The sequence below is a fragment of the Streptomyces sparsogenes subsp. cuspidosporus genome (assembly GCF_039532705.1).
GTDB classification, from domain to species: domain Bacteria; phylum Actinomycetota; class Actinomycetes; order Streptomycetales; family Streptomycetaceae; genus Streptomyces; species Streptomyces sparsogenes.
Genome location: NZ_BAAASD010000040.1, coordinates 1 through 16627, shown reverse-complemented (window position 1 = coordinate 16627; position 16627 = coordinate 1). Strand labels below are relative to the sequence as shown.

Below are 16627 nucleotides of genomic sequence, written 5' to 3'. Positions count from 1 at the left end.
GGAGTCCTGATCGCGGGACCGGCCACACAAGGCGGTCCGGGAGCCCCCCGTTCACACGCGCCCCAGTCATACGCATGCCGCGCGTCAGCTTCCCGACTTTTCATATGACCGTCAAGGCCGTTGCGCGCGAGATGTCCGCTATGGAGGTGGTTGGCGGATGCATGGGTACAGGACTGTGACCAACTGGTCGTCAGACCGTGGGCGAAGCCCGGGACAAGCCCGGGCGAAGCGGCTGGGAGAGGCCTAGCTCTGCTGCTCCTGCTGCTTGCGCCAGCGGATGCCCGCCTCCAAGAAGCCGTCCAGCTCGCCGTCGAGCACCGCCTGGGGGTTGCCGACCTCGTAGTCCGTCCGCAGGTCCTTGACCATCTGGTACGGGTGGAGGACGTACGAACGCATCTGGTTGCCCCAGGAGTTGCCGCCGTCGCCCTTGAGCGCGTCCATCTTGGCCTGCTCCTCCTGGCGGCGCCGCTCGAGCAGCTTGGCCTGGAGGACGTTCATCGCGGTGGCCTTGTTCTGGATCTGCGAGCGCTCGTTCTGGCAGGAGACCACGATGCCGGTCGGGATGTGCGTCAAGCGCACCGCGGAGTCGGTGGTGTTGACGCCCTGCCCGCCGGGGCCCGAGGAGCGGTAGACGTCCACGCGCAGCTCGGACTCGTCGATCTCGATGTGGTCGGTCTGCTCGACGACCGGCAGCACCTCGACGCCCGCGAAGGACGTCTGGCGGCGGCCCTGGTTGTCGAACGGCGAGATCCGCACCAGGCGGTGGGTGCCCTGCTCGACGGAGAGGGTGCCGTACGCGTACGGGGCCTGGACGGCGAAGGTGGTCGACTTGATGCCGGCCTCCTCCGCGTACGAGGTCTCGTAGACCTCGGTCTTGTAGCCGTGGCGCTCGGCCCAGCGCAGATACATCCGCTGCAGCTGCTCGGCGAAGTCCGCGGCGTCCACGCCGCCGGCCTCGGCCCGGATGTTGACGAGCGCCTCGCGGGCGTCGTACTCGCCGGAGAGGAGGGTGCGCACCTCCATCTCCTCGACCGCCTTGCGCACCGACTCCAGCTCGGTGAAGGCCTCGGCGCGCGCGTCGGCGTCGTCCTCGGCGTCCGCGAGCTCGAAGAGCACTTCGAGGTCGTCGATGCGACCGCGGAGCTCCTCCGCCTTGCGGAGCTGGCCCTGGAGGTAGGACAGCTTGCTGGTGATCTTCTGCGCGCTCTCCGGGTCGTCCCAGAGGGAGGGGGCCGCCGCCTGCTCCTCGAGCACGGCGATGTCGGCCCTCATCTTGTCGAGGTCCAGGACGGCCTCGATCGACCCCATGGTCGAGGAGAGGGACTTCAGCTCTTCGGATACATCGACGACTGCCACGGGACCAGCGTAACCGGCCGGACGGGCGACCGGGCGCACGGGCGGAAGACCGCCTGCCCGGCCGGGCAGGCGGTGCTGTCCCCGGCGGTGGCCGGGCCTCAGGGCGCGCGGGAGTCCGTGGGCGCCGAGTGCGTGCCGCCCTTCGACGGCTCGCCGTCGTCGTCGCCCCCCGACGCGAGCCAGCCGCCGATGCCCACCGCCGCCAGCAGCGCGCCCGTGACCACGGCCAGCCTGACCCGGCGGCGGCGCACCGCCGGGGAGACCGGGCGGTTGCGGGCCGAGCCGGCGCGGCGCTGGCCGGCGACCCGGGGGGCACGCGCCGTGCCGTGCGGGCCTCCGGCCAGCTCGTCCGCGCTGGGCACCCGCATGCTGGTGTGCGTCTCCCGGCTGGAGTCGGGCACCGCCCCGGGGACCAGCGGCACCGCGCCGCGGCGCCGCGGCGGCTCCTCGGCGGCCGGGGCGCGGTGCGGCGCCGGCGCCTCGTCGTACCGGCCCTCCGGCTCGTTCCCCGGCTCGTCGGGCTCGTCGATGTCCAGCGGCGGGTAGCCGGCCAGGGACGGCAGCAGCTCGCGCAGCCGCGCCGCCAGCTCGGAGGCGCGCAGCCGGGAGGCGGGCGCCTTGGCGAGGCACTGGAGCAGCAGCTGCCACAGCTCGTCGGGGATGCCGGGCAGCGGCGCGACGGTCTCCGTCACATGGCGGCGCAGGATCGCGCCGGGGTGGCCGCCGCCGAAGGGCGTGAAGCCCGCCAGCAGCTCGTAGAGGACCGTGGCGAGGGCGTAGACGTCGACGCTCGCCCGCGGCGGCAGCCCCTCGACGATCTCGGGGGCGAGGTAGTCCGGGGTGCCGATGACGCTGCGCGGGTTCTGGACGCGCCCCTGGGCGGTGCTCTGCGGGCGCGCCCGGCGCGGCGCGTCCACGAGGCGGGCCACGCCGAAGTCGGTGAGCAGGGCCGGGTGGGAGCCGCCGGGCCCCAGCGGGCCCTGCATGTCCAGCAGGACGTTCTCCGGCTTGACGTCGCGGTGCACGATCCCGGCCGCGTGGGCCGCGGCCAGGGCGTCGGCGATGTCCGCGGCGATGGCGACGGCGGCCTCGGGGGCCAGCCGCCGCTCGTGGTCGAGCCGGGTGCGCAGGTCCGTGCCCCGCACCAGGTCCATGACCAGCGCGAGGTCGTTGCCGTCGACGACCAGGTCGCGCACGCCGACCACCCGGGGGTGGTTCAGGCTCAGCAGCGCGGTGCGCTCCTGTACGAAACGGCCCACGAGCTCCTGGTCGGAGGAGAGTTCCTCGTGCAGGAGCTTGATGGCGACCGGGCCCTCGGGGCCCTCGCCCAGCCACACCGTGCCGGCACTGCCGCGGCCCAGGACCTGGTTGGCGGTGTACCGGCTGCCGATCTTCCGTGACAAGACTGCTTCGACTCCTCCGACAGGGGCCACGTTGGCGACAAAGCTACGCGGCTACCGGCGCGTTGGGGGCCTTGGACAGCGCCAACTGTCACTTCTGCACGGAAAACACCCTTCGGATGTCGACAAATCCCCTTGGTCGCGGGGCGGCTCGAGCCGCCCGTGGATCACTTGGAGCCGCTGAGGCCGTCGATCCAGCCCTTCACGTCGGAGATCCAGCCGGTGATCGCGTCCCAGTAGCCCTTGCCCTCGGCGACCCAGTCCTTGAGCGGGGTCAGCTCCCAGATCAGCCAGGAACCCACGATCAGGATCACGATCACGAACAGACAGCCCTTGAGGCACCCCATGCCGGGGATCTTCATCGGGCTGGAGCTGCGCTGCCGGGGCTGGCGCGGCTCGGGCTGCTGCGGCTGCGGGGGCGGTGGCGGCGCGTAGCGCTGGGGCTGCGGCTGCTGGGGGTGATGGGGCGCCGGGGCGTACCCCTGGGGTTGCTGGACGTACGGCGGCTGCTGCTGGCGGCGCTGCTGCCGGCCACGCGGCGGCTGCTGCGGCTGCGGCTGGTACTGCTGCGGCTGCTGGTACTGCTGCGGTTGCGGGCGCTGCGGCTGCTGGGGGGCCGGGCGGCGCTGCGGGCGGCGGCGCAGCGGGTCCTCGCTCGGGTCGAGGTACTGGACCTGCGTCTGGTCGTTGCGGTCCCGCGCGGCGCGCAGCTGGCTCTGCCAGGGGTGCGGCTCCTCGTCGCCCGGGCCCTGGCCGCCGGGGGGCACGGGCGGCATCGCGCGGGTCGGGTCGGCGCCGCCGGCCGGGCCGGAGCCCGCGGGCAGCACCTGGGTGGGGTCGGCGTTCGGCCCGCCGCCGGGGGTGCCGGTCTGGGGCAGCACGCTGGTGGCGGCCGCGGGGTCGTACGCGGGGGCTCCCCACGCGCCCGAGGGGAGCACCTGGGTCGGGTCGGCGGCGCCCGCCGGCTCGCTGTCCGGCACCGGGGCGGGCGCCGGGTCAGGGGCGAGCAGCGCGCCGACGCCGAGCGCGGCCTCGGCCTGCGCGGGCGTGGCGTGCACCCCGACGCCGGCGGCGACCACGCGCAGCGCGCGGGCCAGGTTCTCGGCGCTGGGCCGCTCCTCGGGGCTCTTGCGCAGGCAGCGCTCTATGACCGTCCACAGCGGCTCGGGCACGGTGGTGGGGCGGCGCGGCTCCTCGCTCAGGTGCCGGTGCAGCACCTCCAGCGCGGTGTTGCCGGCGAACGGCGGACGGCCGGTGACCAGCTCGTAGAGCATGATCCCGGCGCCGTAGACGTCCACCGCCGAGGTCTGCGGGCGGCCTTCGGCCGACTCCGGCGCGACGTAGGCGGGTGTGCCGACGAACTCGTGGGTGCGGGTGAGGCCGGGCGAGTCCGCGAGGCGCGCGATGCCGAAGTCGGTCAGCATCGGGTGCATCTCCTGGCCCTCGCCCGTGCCGGCCAGCAGCACGTTGGCGGGCTTGAGGTCGCGGTGCACGATGCCGTCGGCGTGGCTGGCGGCCAGCGCGTCGGCGACCTGGGCCATCAGCAGGGCGGCGGCCACGGGCGTGAACGGGCCGTTGCGGCGCACGTAGTCGTGCAGGTCCGGGCCGTCGACCAGGTCCATGACCAGGGCGAGGAGATCGCCCTCGACGACCAGGTCACGGGTGCGGACGATGTTGGGGTGGGTGAGCCGGAGCAGCACGGAGCGCTCGCGCAGGAAGCGCATGACGATCTCCGCGTCGTTCGCGAGCTCCTCCTTGAGGACCTTGATCGCGACGGTCTCGCCGGGCTGTCCGGCCACGGCGGCCTCCGAGCCCGCCGCCTCCCGCTGGCGGGCTCGCCAGACGGTGCCCGTGGCTCCGCGTCCGAGCGGCTCCTCGAGCAGGTACTTGCTGCCTACCGGCCGCACGTCATGCGCTCCCTGGTCGTGGTCCTGTTGCCTGCGTCATGCCGACGGACGGTTCCGTCTCTCGTCCGGTTCCGTCTGAGCCGGTTCGGTGTGGTCCGGTTCCGTGTCGTCGGCATCGCTCGCGTCCGCCCCACTGTAGTGGGGGCGGGGGAGATGCCGTACTGATCTCCGTACGAGCCGCCGCGGGCGTGGCATGCGGGGAAGACGCACGATCCGGACAGATGGTTGCCAGGGCCGGAACGATCCGGCGCCGCGGGAAGGCAGAAGCACTCGCCAGCCGGTCGTAATCAACCAGTTTCGGCCAGTCAGCCGACCAATCAAGATCATGAAGCGGCGGTCGCCGGGCGGGATGTGGGCGGCAGGTGCGAGGATGCACGCAGCACGGAAGCGGTGGGAGCCGGGGGGAGCCGCGTGCCGTGCCCGTACATCCGTACGGAGCTTGTACGTGCCGACGCGCCTGGGGGCGGTGGGGGGAACGGCGCCCCTGCCCGGCCCCTCGGACAGAAGGGACCGTTGACGGCTATGCAGATTCGGCTGACCGTCCTCGGGCCGCGCAGCGCCCACCCAGGCCGTCCGGGCCAGCCCGCGCCCGGCCACGCTCACGCCGGACCGCGCGCCGTGGACGTGCTCGTGACCGCCCCCGTCGGCACGGCCCTCGCTTCGGTGACCAGCGGCCTGGCAGACGCCCTCGCCGCCGCGGGCTGCGACACGGGCGGCGGCAGCGGCGCCGCGGTGCTCTACGCGGGGGCCGAGCGGCTCGACGCGCAGCGCTGCGCGCTCGGCGAGCCGCCCCTGGTGGACGGCGCGGTCCTCGGGCTCAACGCGCCGGCCGACCCCGACCGCTACCCCAGTCACCCCGGTTACCCGGGCTACCCCGGCTACCCGGGGTCCGCGGGTCACCCGGGGTCTGAGGGCCGCCCGGGGCCCGCGGGCCACCCGGGCAGTCCGGGCCACCCGGGGTCTGCGGGCCACCCGGACAGTCCGGGTCATCCGGGGGGTCTGCCGGAGGCCGCCGCGGCGGACGCGACCGTCCGGCTCGACGTGGTCGCGGGGCCCGACGCGGGCGGCGTCCACCTGCTGCACGGCGGCCAGGTCCGCATCGGCCGCTCCGCCGACGCGGACGTGCCCCTCGACGACCCCGACGTCTCCCGGCTGCACTGCGCGGTGACCGTCGCCGACGACGGCCGGGTCACCATCGCCGACCTCGGCTCGACGAACGGCACGGCGGTCGACGGCGCCCCCGTAGGCCCCCACGCCGTCCCCCTGCCCGCGGGCGCGCTGCTGCGCATCGGTGAATCCGCCCTGCGCCTGCGCGCCCCCTCCCCCACCCCACCCGACCACCTCCCGGCCCACCCGGACGGCGAGGGCCACCTGCGCGTCGCCGCCGCCCAACCCCACGCGTCGGACGCGCCCACGGGCCGGACGACCCCGGGCTCCCCGGCCACCGGCTCCACGCCCCCGGGCTCCCTGACCACCGGCCCCACGATCCCGGGCCGGACGACCACGGGCCAGGGCGACTGGCTCCCCGGCGGCCGCCAGCCACTCGCGGGCGCGGCGCCCGTGGCCGGCGGGAGCGTGCCAGAGGCCCCAGGGGCGCCGGCCCAGGCCCCCGCCACGGCCCCCCGCGCCCCATGGCCCCCGCCGCACGGCGTCCCCGCTCAGCCCACCGCCCACGACCCGAGCGCCGGAGGCGGCGTCCGCGCCCCCGCCGCGCCGGACGACGCGGCCGGGTGGCCGCCCCACGACCGGAGCGCCCACGGGCGGCAGGCGTCCCCGGACAGCCACGGCCCCAGCCACACCGCCCACCGCCCGCCGGCCGGCGGTCCGGCCGCGGACGACCGCGTTCCGCCGGGGACGGACGAGAACCCGACCCATTACGGCGGCGCCGCCGGGATGGGCCAGGGCCCCTGGGCCGTCGCGGAAGGCCCGACGGCCCGGCCCCGAACCACACCAGGCCGCGACCGCCCCGAAGACCCGCCCCACCCAGCCACAAGCCCCACCCCCACGACAGCGCCGCATGGACAGCCGGCGGGCCCCACGGGCGCGCCCGGCGGGCACTCAGCGGGTGGCCCCGCATCGCCCGCCCGCCCGGCAAGCCACGATCCCCAGGACGCCTGGCACGCCGAAGCGCCCGGCGGACGCACGGCAGGCGGCACGACAGGTGCCGGGCACGCGGGCGCGCCCTCTGCACGCCCTGCGCACATGCCAAGCCACGGCCCCCAGGACGCCTGGCACGCCGAAGCACCCGACGGACGCGCAGCAGGCGCCGGGCACGCGGGCGCGCCCGGCGGGCAGGCCACTGGCCGGACGCACCCTGGAGCAGCCGGTGGGCAAGCCGCAGGCACGGCAGACACCTGGCGCTCGGAGGCGCCCCACGAGCAGGCCACCGGCCGGCACCCCGGAGCAGTCGGTGGGCCCGCCGCAGGCGGGGCGGCTGACACCTGGCGCGCGGGGCCGACCGGCGGGCAGGGCGCAGGTCGTCCCGGGGTGCCCGGCGGGCGCGCTGCGGGGAGGGCGCGGCCGAGTGGTTATGACGTTGCTGGGGCGCAGGTGCGGCGGCGGGGTGGGATAGGGGCCTGGGCGCGGCGGCTCGCTTCGGGGCTGGGCGCGGGTGAGCGGGAGGAGACCGGCGGCGACGGGGCCGGGGGCGTCGCGGCGCAGGCGGCCGCCGAGGCCGCCGCGCTGCAGCAGCGGTGGCCCGACCCCGCCGCCGTCCTGATGACCGCGCTCGGCCCGGGCCCCCGCCTGTGGGAGCGTGGCCAGGGACACCCGGACGCGCTGACCGTGCGCCTGGGGTCCGCCGACCGGCCCGCCGCGGGCGGCGGGCTGCTGCCCGCCGCACCCGTGACCGTCGATCTGCGGGAGGCCGGCTCGCTGGGGCTGGCGGGCCCGCGCGCCCGCCTGGCCGGGCTCGCCCGCTCCGTCGTGGCGCAGCTCGCGGCGCTGCACTCACCCGCCGCGCTGGAGATCATCCTGGTCAGCACGGACCCCCGGCGCCCCGTCGCGGACCGGCTCGCCGAGTGGTCCTGGCTCGGCTGGCTGCCCCACCTCCAGCCGCTGCGCGGGCAGGACTGCCGACTGCTGCTGGCGTACGACCCGGAGCAGGCCACGGCCCGTACGAACGAGCTGGTGCGGCGGCTGGAGGACGGGCGGCCCGGCCCCGGCTGGGCCGCCGCTTCCCCGGCGGCCGTGGCCGCCGCCGCGGCGGGCCACTCCGGCCCGTACACCGTGGTGGTCGTGGACGGCGACCCCGGCCCGGCGGCGCTGCGCGAAACGCTCGCGGCCCTGGCACTGGCCGGCCCGGCGGCCGGGATCCACCTCGTCTCGCTCGTGGAGGCGCCCGCCGCGTCGCCCGCTTCACCGCTGCCGGCGAGCTATGCGGCCGCCTCGTCCGCGTCCCCGGTGTTCACCGCGTGCGGGATGGCGGCGCTGCTCAGCGGTGACGTGGCCACGGGGCTGCAGATCGTGCGCCGCGGCGGCCACGAGGTGGCCGCGGGCGCGGTGGCGACCGTGGACGCGGTGTCGGCGCCGTGGGCCGAGCGGTTCGCGCGGGCGATGGCGCCGCTGCGCCCGGCCGACTCCGCCGCGGAGGGCGGCGGCCCCGGCTCCGGCCACCCGGCGGCCGCTCCGCTGCCGCGCGCCTCGCGGCTGCTGGACGAGTTGGGGCTGGCGCGGGCCACCCCCGCCTCGCTGCTGGCCCGCTGGGCGGCCGCCGCGGACGAGGTCCCGGCGGGAGGCCGGGCCCTGGCCGTGCTCGGCGCGGGCCCGCGCGGCCCGCTCGCCGTCGACCTGGTGGCCGAGGGTCCGCATCTGCTGATCGGCGGCGGCCCCGGCACCGGCAAGACGGAGCTGCTGCGCTCGCTCGCCGCCTCGCTCGCGGCGGCCGAGCGCCCGGACCGCCTCGGGCTCGTGCTCGTCGACGGCGGTGGCGCGGAGCGCGGCGAGGGGCTGCGGGTGTGTACGGACCTGCCGCAGGTCTCGACATATCTGGCGGCCTCCGACCCGGTACGGATGCGGGAGTTCGCCCAGGCGCTCAGCTCTGAGCTCAAGCACCGCGCGGAGCTGCTGGGCGAGCGGGACTTCGTGACCTGGCACGCCCAGGCCCCCGCCGCGCCCGCCGGAAGCCCCCCGCCCGCCCGGAGCGCCGCGTCCACCGGGAGTGCCGCGCCTGCCCGGAGCGCTTCCTCCGCGGGGAGCGCCGGGAGCGCCGCGTCCGCCGGGAGTGGGGGCGGTGGCGCGCCCGAGAGCGCGAGCGGACACCTGAGCGGCGGCGCGGCGGCCCACCGACTCGACGCCGCGCACCGGACCGCGGGCAGCGGGCCCGGGGGCCGCGCGGGCCTGGGTGACGCGCCGGCGCAGAGCCCGGGCGGACATCTGGGCGTCCACGGCACGGGCGATGCCCCGGCACGCGGTCAAGGCGGGCAAGGCGGCCAAGGCGGGCACCCGGCCGGCGCGGGGACCGGCGCCGGCGACGCCCCGCCCCGGCAGGTGGGCGGCAGCCCCAGCGGCCCCGCTGGGCGGCATCTGGGCGGCGACGGGCCGGGGGGCCCGGCGGGGGACATGGGCGCGGCCGGCGGTACGGGCGGCGGCGCGCGGGTGGTCGCGCCGCGCCGGGCGGGCGATCTCGACTCCGGCCCGGGCGGCGCCTTGCGGCTGTGCGCCCAGTCCGGCGGACAGGACATGGAGGCGGCCGCGACGGCCCCGGCGACCGCGCTGCCGCGGCTCGTCGTCCTCGTCGACGACTTCGACGCGCTGGTGGCCCCCGCCCTGGGCAGCCCGGGCCGCCCGGCGGCCGGGTCGGTCGTCCGGGCGCTGGAGGCGGTCGCCCGCGACGGGGCGCGCCTCGGGGTGCATCTGATCGCGGCGTCCGGCCGCCCGGAGCGTACGGCGGACACGGCGGCGGCCGAGCGGGCCGGGCTGTGGGTCACCCTGGAGGCCCGCCCTCTGGCGTCCCCGGCGCCGACCGGCCCCGCTGGTCCCGCCGGCCAGGGCGGCCAGGGCGGCGGCTCCGGGTCGGCGGAGGGCGCCGCCCCGCCCGCCCCCGGCCGCGGGCAGTTGGTGTACCGGCGGAGCGAGGACGGCGCGGCGGCGCCGTTCCAGGCGGGTCGGGTGACCGGGCGGATACCGCGTACGGCGACACAGCGGCCCACCGTCGTGGCGGTCGACTGGGAGCGGATGGGCGACCCGCCGGCCCGCCGCCAGGTGCGGGAGCTGGGCAACGGGCCCACGGACCTGGCCCTGCTCGCCAGCGCGCTGCAGCGCGCGGCGCAGTCGGCGGGCGCGCCGACCGCGCCCGCGCTCATCTGACCCGCTACGGTTCGGGCCACGCGCGCGGGCGCGGCGCCCACCCGGCGCCGCGCCCCCGCCCACCCGAGCCCGCCCGCACCCAAGCCTGACCGAGCCCGAGCCTGACCGAACCGAGCCCGCCCGCACCCAAGCCTGACCGAGCCCGAGCCCGCTCACCCACCCGCCCGAGCCCGACCGGCGCCCTGCCCCGCCCGAGCCCGAGCCCGCCCGAGCCCGACCGAACCGCCGCCCGCACCCGCACAGCTACCGGCCCCACAACCACCCCCGCGCGCCCCCGCCCCTTCCGACCCGTCCGATTTTCGGAATCGATCTTCCCAACCTCCTGTCTGACCACCCCTGCCCGGTTCCTTCCTGACTGTTCATCACGGGCCGGTCACAATCAGAGAGTTACCGCAGAAAACGGTATTGCGACGGACCGTGACCGGGCGTAGGACTGTCGGCACGGGACACGGCCGCGGGGACGGCCGATTTGGGAGGACAACGGGGATGCTCACATCGCTTCGCAGGAAGCGCGGCAAGCGTTCGGCACGAGCCGCGCTGGCCCTCTGTTCGGCGGGGGCGCTGATGCTCACCGCCGCGGGCTGCGGCACCGACAGCGGGGAGGCGGACAGCGGCAGCCCACCGCCCGTGACCGTCAAGCTGCCCAACCTCAAGGGCAAGCAGCTGCAGGTCACGGCCGTGTGGACGGGCACCGAGCAGAAGAACTTCACCAAAGTGCTGGCCGAGTTCGAGAAGCGCACCGGCGCCAAGGTGTCGTTCGTGCCGAGCGGCGACGACATGGCAGGCTTCGTCGGCTCGAAGATGGCGGGCGGCCAGCCGCCCGATGTGGCGCTGGTGGGCCAGGTCGGCGTGTTGCGCGAGTTCGCGCAGAAGGGCTGGGCCAAGCCGGTCAATGACGCCACCAAGGCCGAGCTGGCCAAGAACTTCTCGAAGGGCTGGCAGGAGCTCGGCTCGTACAAGGGCAAGCAGTACGGCGTCTATTTCAAGGTCAGCAACAAGTCGCTGATCTGGTACAACACCTCCGCGTTCGCATACGCGGGGGCGAAGGAGGCGAAGACCTGGAAGGAGTTCCTCGCCCAGGCGCAGCTGATCTCCGACTCCGGCACCGAGCCGGTCTCCGTCGGCGGCGCGGACGGCTGGACGCTCACCGACTGGTTCGAGAACGTCTATCTCTCCCAGGCGGGTCCGGAGAAGTACGACCTGCTCGCCCAGCACAAGATCAAGTGGACCGACCCCTCGGTGAAGCAGGCGCTCACCACGCTGGCCGAGCTGTGGGGCGCCAAGGGGCTGCTCGCGGGGGGCAGGTCCGGCGCACTGCAGACGGCGTTCCCGGACTCGGTCGTCAAGGCCTTCTCCAACGCAGCCGAGCCGGACGCCGCGATGGTCTTCGAGGGGGACTTCGCCGCGGCCAACGTCTCCGACGCGGGGGCGCAACTGGGCTCGGAGGCGAAGGTCTTCCCGTTCCCGGCCGTGGGCAAGACGGCCCCGGTGGTCACCGGCGGCGACGTGGCCGTGGCGCTGAAGAACAGCGAGGCCTCGCAGGCGCTGCTGACCTTCCTGGCGTCGCCCGACGCCGCCCACATCTGGGCCCAGGCGGGTGGCTTCATCTCGGCGAACAGAAAGCTTGACCTGAGCGTCTACCCCAATGAGCCGCTGCGCAAGATCGCCAAGGCGGTGATCGCGGCGGGTGACAACTTCCGCTTCGACATGTCCGACCAGGCCCCGGCCTCGTTCGGCGGCAAGCCGGCCCAGGGCGAGTGGAAAGCGCTCCAGGACTTCCTGAAGAACCCCAAGGACGTCGAGGGCATTCAACGCCAGCTGGAACGCGATGCCGCCAAGGCGTACCGGAACTGACGACGCGACCGGGAGATCCACATCATGTCGACCGCGACAGCGGGCGGCGCGGCAGCACCTGGCCGCGCAACGCCTGCGCAAGTGAAGGACAAGAAGAAGAAAAGCATCACGGGCACCCGCCTGTGGGTGGCGGGGATCTTCCTGCTGCCCGCGCTGGTGCTGCTCGGCGCGCTCGTCGTCTACCCGATCGGCTACTCCGTCTACCGCAGTCTCTTCGACGCGTCGGGCGACGGGTTCGTCGGGTTGGACAACTACCGCGAGATGTTCAGCGACGACGCGACGATGACGGCGATCAAGAACAACATCGTCTGGGTCATCGTCGCCCCCTCCGTGGCCACCGCCCTGGGCCTGATCTTCGCCGTGCTCACCGAGCGCGTGCGCTGGGGCACGGCCTTCAAGCTGATCGTCTTCATGCCGATGGCGATCTCGATGCTCGCCGCGGGCATCATCTTCCGCCTGGTGTACGAGGCGGACCCGGACCGGGGCGTGGCGAACGCCGTCTGGGTGAGCGTGCACGACACGTTCAACGAGTCGCCGCCCTTCCCCGGCGCCCATCCCCGGCCCGACGCCGGGATGACCGAGTCCTCGGGCGGGGCGTTCACCACCGAGGCGACGGCGAAGGCGGGCACCCCCCTCTCGCTGCCGCTGGTCGCCGCCAAGCGCGACGACGTGAGCGGCGCGCAGGACGCCAAGGCCGCGAAGCCGGAGGCCGGGAAGGTCACCGGCACCGTCTGGTTCGACTTCACCAGGGGCGACCGCGGTGAGCACAACGTGCTGGACAAGGGCGAGAAGGCGCTCGCCGACGTCAGGATCGAGGCGGTCAAGGACGGCAGGGTCGTCGCCAAGACCACGTCCCGCGCCGACGGTACGTACACCCTCCCGGCCAAGGCGGAGGGCGCCCAGCTGCGCCTGCCCGCCTGGAACTTCGGCGAGCCGTACAACGGGGTGGACTGGCTCGGCCCGTCGCTGGTCACGCCGGCCATCATCGGCTCGTACGTGTGGATCTGGGCCGGGTTCGCGATGGTGCTGATCGCGGCGGGGCTCGCGGGCGTGCCGCGCGAGCTGCTGGAGGCGGCGCGGATGGACGGCGCCAACGAGTGGCAGGTCTTCCGCCGGGTCACGGTGCCGCTGCTGGCGCCGGTGCTGTCGGTGGTGGTCGTCACCCTCATGATCAACGTGTTGAAGATCTTCGACCTCGTCTACATCATCGCGCCGGGCGCCAGTCAGGACGAGGCGAACGTGCTGGCCCTCCAGCTGTATCAGTCCTCCTTCGGGACCGATGTCAACCAGGGTCTCGGCAGCGCGATCGCCGTGTTCCTGCTGGTGTTCGTGGCGCCCGTCATGTTCTTCAACATCCGCCGGATCCGAAGGGAGAGCCGCCGATGACCAGCGCGGACACGGTCGTACCAGCCAAGCAGTCGCTCGCCGCGCGGATCGCGGCCCGGGCCGGCGGCGGGGCGCTGCAAGTCTTCCTCGTCCTGATCGGGCTGTTCTGGCTGATGCCCACGATCGGGCTGCTGCTCTCCTCGCTGCGCGACCCCTCCGAGGTGGCCGTCTCGGGCTGGTGGAAGGTCTTCACCGATCCGGGGCAGCTCAGCTTCGGCGCGTACGACGACCTGCTGTCGAACCAGCAGATCACCGACTCGCTGTGGACCACCCTCGCCATCACCGTCCCGGCCACGGTGCTGGTGGTGGTGCTGGGCGCGCTGGCGGGCTACGCCTTCGCCTGGATGGACTTCCCCGGCCGCGACTGGTGGTTCCTGGTGGTCGTCGGCCTCCTGGTGGTGCCGGTGCAGGTCGCGCTGATCCCGGTCGCCAAGCTCTTCGGCGAGATCGGGATCTTCCAGACGACGACGGGCGTGGTGCTCTTCCACACCGCCTTCGGTCTGCCTTTCGCGATCTTCCTGCTGCGGAACTTCTTCGCGGAGATCCCGCGTGAGCTGCTGGAGGCCGCCCGGCTGGACGGGGCGGGTGAGCTGCGGCTGTTCGTACGGGTCGTCATGCCGCTGGGCGGGCCGGCCATCGCCTCGCTGGGCATCTTCCAGTTCCTGTGGGTGTGGAACGACATGCTGGTCGCGCTGATCTTCGCGGACAGCGGCAACCCGCCCATCACGGTGGCCCTGCAGCAGCAGGTGCGGCAGTTCGGCAACAACATCGACATCCTGGGGCCGGGCGCCTTCATCTCGATGGTGATCCCGCTGGCCGTGTTCTTCGCCTTCCAGCGGCAGTTCGTCGCGGGGGTGATGGCGGGCGCGGTGAAGTGATCACACCTCGCTGAACCGAACCCCCTGAGCCGGCCGGCCCGCCGAGGGCCGGCCGGCTCAGTGCTGTGCGGGGGCTGGACAGCGACCCGTTACCTCGGCCCGGGGCGCGCCGAGCCGGCCCGGGCCTGCCGGCGGGCGGCGCCGCTGCGCCGAACGGGTTGCTTTCCGCGTCCCCGCGGCACGCGTCTCCCCGCGTTGAGCCTACGGTCCGATGATGCTGATAAACCACATCCGCGCCGCCTCGACCGATGGGATGCGCTTTGCCCCGGTTCAGCGTCATCGTGCCCGCGTACCAGGTCCAGCCCTACCTCCACGACTGCCTGCGCTCGGTACTCACGCAGGACTTCACCGACTTCGAGCTGATCGCGGTCGACGACCGCTCCCCCGACGCCTGCGGCTCGATCATCGACGACGCCGCGGCCCGCGATCCGCGCGTGCGGCCGGTGCACCTGACGGACAACGTGGGGCTCGGGCCGGCCCGCAACGCCGGGCTGGGGCGGGCGACCGGGGACTATGTGCTGTTCCTCGACGGGGACGACACGCTGGCGCCCGGCGCGCTGCGGGCGATCGCCGAGCGGCTGGCGGCCACCGGGGAGCCGGAGGTGCTGCTGTTCGACTACGCGCGGGTGTACTGGACGGGCCGGGCGGTGCGGAACGTACGGGCGGAGCTGCTGCGCCAGAGCGGGCCGGAGACCTTCCGGCTGGACGACCGGCCCGAGCTGCTGCGGTTGCTGATGGTGGCCTGGAACAAGGCGTACCGGCGGGACTTCCTGGCGCGCGAGGGGTTCACCTTCCCGCCGGGCTACTACGAGGACACGCCCTGGACCTACCCCGTGCTGCTGACCGCCCGCTCGCTCGCCGTGCTCGACCGGGTGTGCGTGCACTACCGGCAGCGGCGGCGCGGCGGCATCCTCCGCACGCCGAGCCGCCGCCACCTGGACGTCTTCGACCAGTACGACCGCGTCTTCCGGTTCCTGGACAGCCGCCCGGACCTGGCCCACTGGCGGCCCGCGCTGTTCCAGCGGATGCTCGACCACCTCGCCGCCGTCTTCACCTCACCCGGGCGGCTGCCGCGCGGGGCGCGCGCCGAGTTCTTCCGCCGGGCCGGGGCGCACCACCGCCGCTACCGCCCCGGCGGGGCGACCAGCCCGCCAGGGCGCGCCTGGTGGCGGGGGCTGCTGCTGCGGATCGGGGCGCGCCGGGTCTTCCAGTTCCTGCGCGGCGCCGACCGGATGCGGCGGCGCGCGGCGGAGCTCGGGGCGGCCGCGTACGTACGGCTGCGCGCGGTGGCGCTGCGGGCGCACTACCGGCTGCAGCGGCTGCGCCCCCTCGACCGGCGGCTCGCCGTGTTCGCGGCGTACTGGAACAAGGGCTACGCCTGCAATCCGGCGGCGATCGAGGCGAAGGTCCGCGAGCTCGCGCCGCACATCCGCACCGCCTGGATCACCACCCGCGAGCACGCGCACACCCTGCCGCCCGGGGTGCGCCGGCTGCACCCGGGCTCGCCCGCGTACTGGACGGCGCTCGCCCGCGCCGCGTACCTGGTCAACAACGTCAACTTCACGCCCCGGCTGCGCAAGCGGCCCGGCCAGATCCATCTCCAGACCCACCACGGCACCCCGCTCAAGCACATGGGCCTGGACCTGCTGGACCGCCCGGCCGCTGCCCGCTCCATTGATTTCAATGAGCTGCTGGAGCGGGTGGACCACTGGGACTTCAGCCTCTCCGCCAACCGCCACTCCACCCTGGTGTGGGAGCGGGTCTACCCGTCGGGCTACGCCACGCTCGAGTACGGATTCCCGCGCAACGACGTCTTCCAGCGGGCCACCGCCGAGGACGTGGCGCGGGTGCGGGAGCGGCTCGGGGTGCCGGAGGGCGCCACGGCCGTGCTGTACGCGCCCACCCACCGCGACTACCAGCGCGGGTATCTGCCGCGCCTGGACCTGGGGCGGGTGGCCCGCGCGCTGGGCCCCGGCTTCGTCTTCCTGGTCCGGCCGCACTACTTCTACGGCCCGGACGGGACGCACGGCCCGGACGGAACGCACGGGGCGCACGGTCCGCAGGGGACGCACGGCCTGCCGGGCGAGGCGGCCGGCGGGCGGGTGATCGACGTCTCGGGGCACGCCGGCGTCGAGGAGCTGTGCCTGGCCGCCGACGCGCTGCTCACCGACTACTCGTCGATCATGTTCGACTACGCCAATCTGGACCGCCCCATCGTCATCCACGCCGACGACTGGGACGCCTACCGGGCCGCCCGCGGCACCTACTTCGACATCACCGCCGCCCCGCCCGGCCCGGTCACCCGCTCCGAGGACGAGCTGATCGAGGTCTTCGCCACCTCCGCCTGGTGCGATCCGCGCCATGACGCCCGGCGCGCCGCCTTCCGGGCGCGCTTCTGCCCCCACGACGACGGGCGGGCGGCGGAGCGCGTGGTGCGGCGGGTCTTCCTCGGCGAGCCCTCCGAGTCCCTGCCGCCCGTCGTGCCGCTCGCCGACCGCCGCCCCGCCCCCGCCCCGAGCGCGCGCCGCCCGGCCGCGGC

8 protein-coding genes are annotated in these 16627 nt (G+C 75.0%); 5 read left to right on the top strand and 3 right to left on the bottom strand.

Going from position 1 to position 16627, the window contains the following annotated elements:
* Window positions 1-243: 243 nt before the first annotated feature.
* From prfB to ABFY07_RS33225, 3 genes are all read right to left on the bottom strand, one after another.
* On the bottom strand, window positions 244-1356 hold the full coding sequence (gene prfB, locus ABFY07_RS33235; RefSeq protein ID WP_346178056.1) for a peptide chain release factor 2: 1113 nt from the start codon (window positions 1354-1356) through the stop codon (window positions 244-246).
* A gap of 98 nt (window positions 1357-1454) precedes the next feature.
* The gene (locus ABFY07_RS33230; protein WP_346178055.1) at window positions 1455-2759 is read right to left on the bottom strand and encodes a serine/threonine-protein kinase; all 1305 of its coding nucleotides are present in this window, start codon (window positions 2757-2759) and stop codon (window positions 1455-1457) included.
* Window positions 2760-2923: 164 nt separating this feature from the next.
* Window positions 2924-4663: a serine/threonine-protein kinase gene (locus tag ABFY07_RS33225; protein ID WP_346178054.1), complete on the bottom strand. Its 1740-nt coding sequence runs from the start codon at window positions 4661-4663 to the stop codon at window positions 2924-2926.
* 522 nt (window positions 4664-5185) lie between these two features.
* On the opposite strand from ABFY07_RS33225, the gene ABFY07_RS33220 reads away from it, so the two are divergent.
* From ABFY07_RS33220 to ABFY07_RS33200, 5 genes are all read left to right on the top strand, one after another.
* Complete coding sequence (locus ABFY07_RS33220) at window positions 5186-9970, top strand: FHA domain-containing protein (protein WP_346178053.1); 4785 nt, start codon at window positions 5186-5188, stop codon at window positions 9968-9970.
* Window positions 9971-10456: 486 nt separating this feature from the next.
* Window positions 10457-11824 carry an ABC transporter substrate-binding protein gene (locus ABFY07_RS33215; RefSeq protein WP_346178052.1) on the top strand — a complete coding sequence of 456 codons (1368 nt, stop codon included), beginning with the start codon at window positions 10457-10459 and terminating at the stop codon, window positions 11822-11824.
* 24 nt (window positions 11825-11848) lie between these two features.
* Window positions 11849-13210: a carbohydrate ABC transporter permease gene (locus ABFY07_RS33210; protein WP_346178051.1), complete on the top strand. Its 1362-nt coding sequence runs from the start codon at window positions 11849-11851 to the stop codon at window positions 13208-13210.
* Window positions 13207-14088, top strand: a complete 882-nt coding sequence (locus tag ABFY07_RS33205) for a carbohydrate ABC transporter permease (protein WP_346178050.1) — start codon at window positions 13207-13209, stop codon at window positions 14086-14088. The genes ABFY07_RS33210 and ABFY07_RS33205 overlap by 4 nt, the downstream gene beginning before the upstream one ends.
* 260 nt (window positions 14089-14348) lie before the next feature.
* A partial coding sequence (locus tag ABFY07_RS33200; protein ID WP_346178049.1) for a bifunctional glycosyltransferase/CDP-glycerol:glycerophosphate glycerophosphotransferase occupies window positions 14349-16627 on the top strand: 2279 nt, incomplete at its 3' end.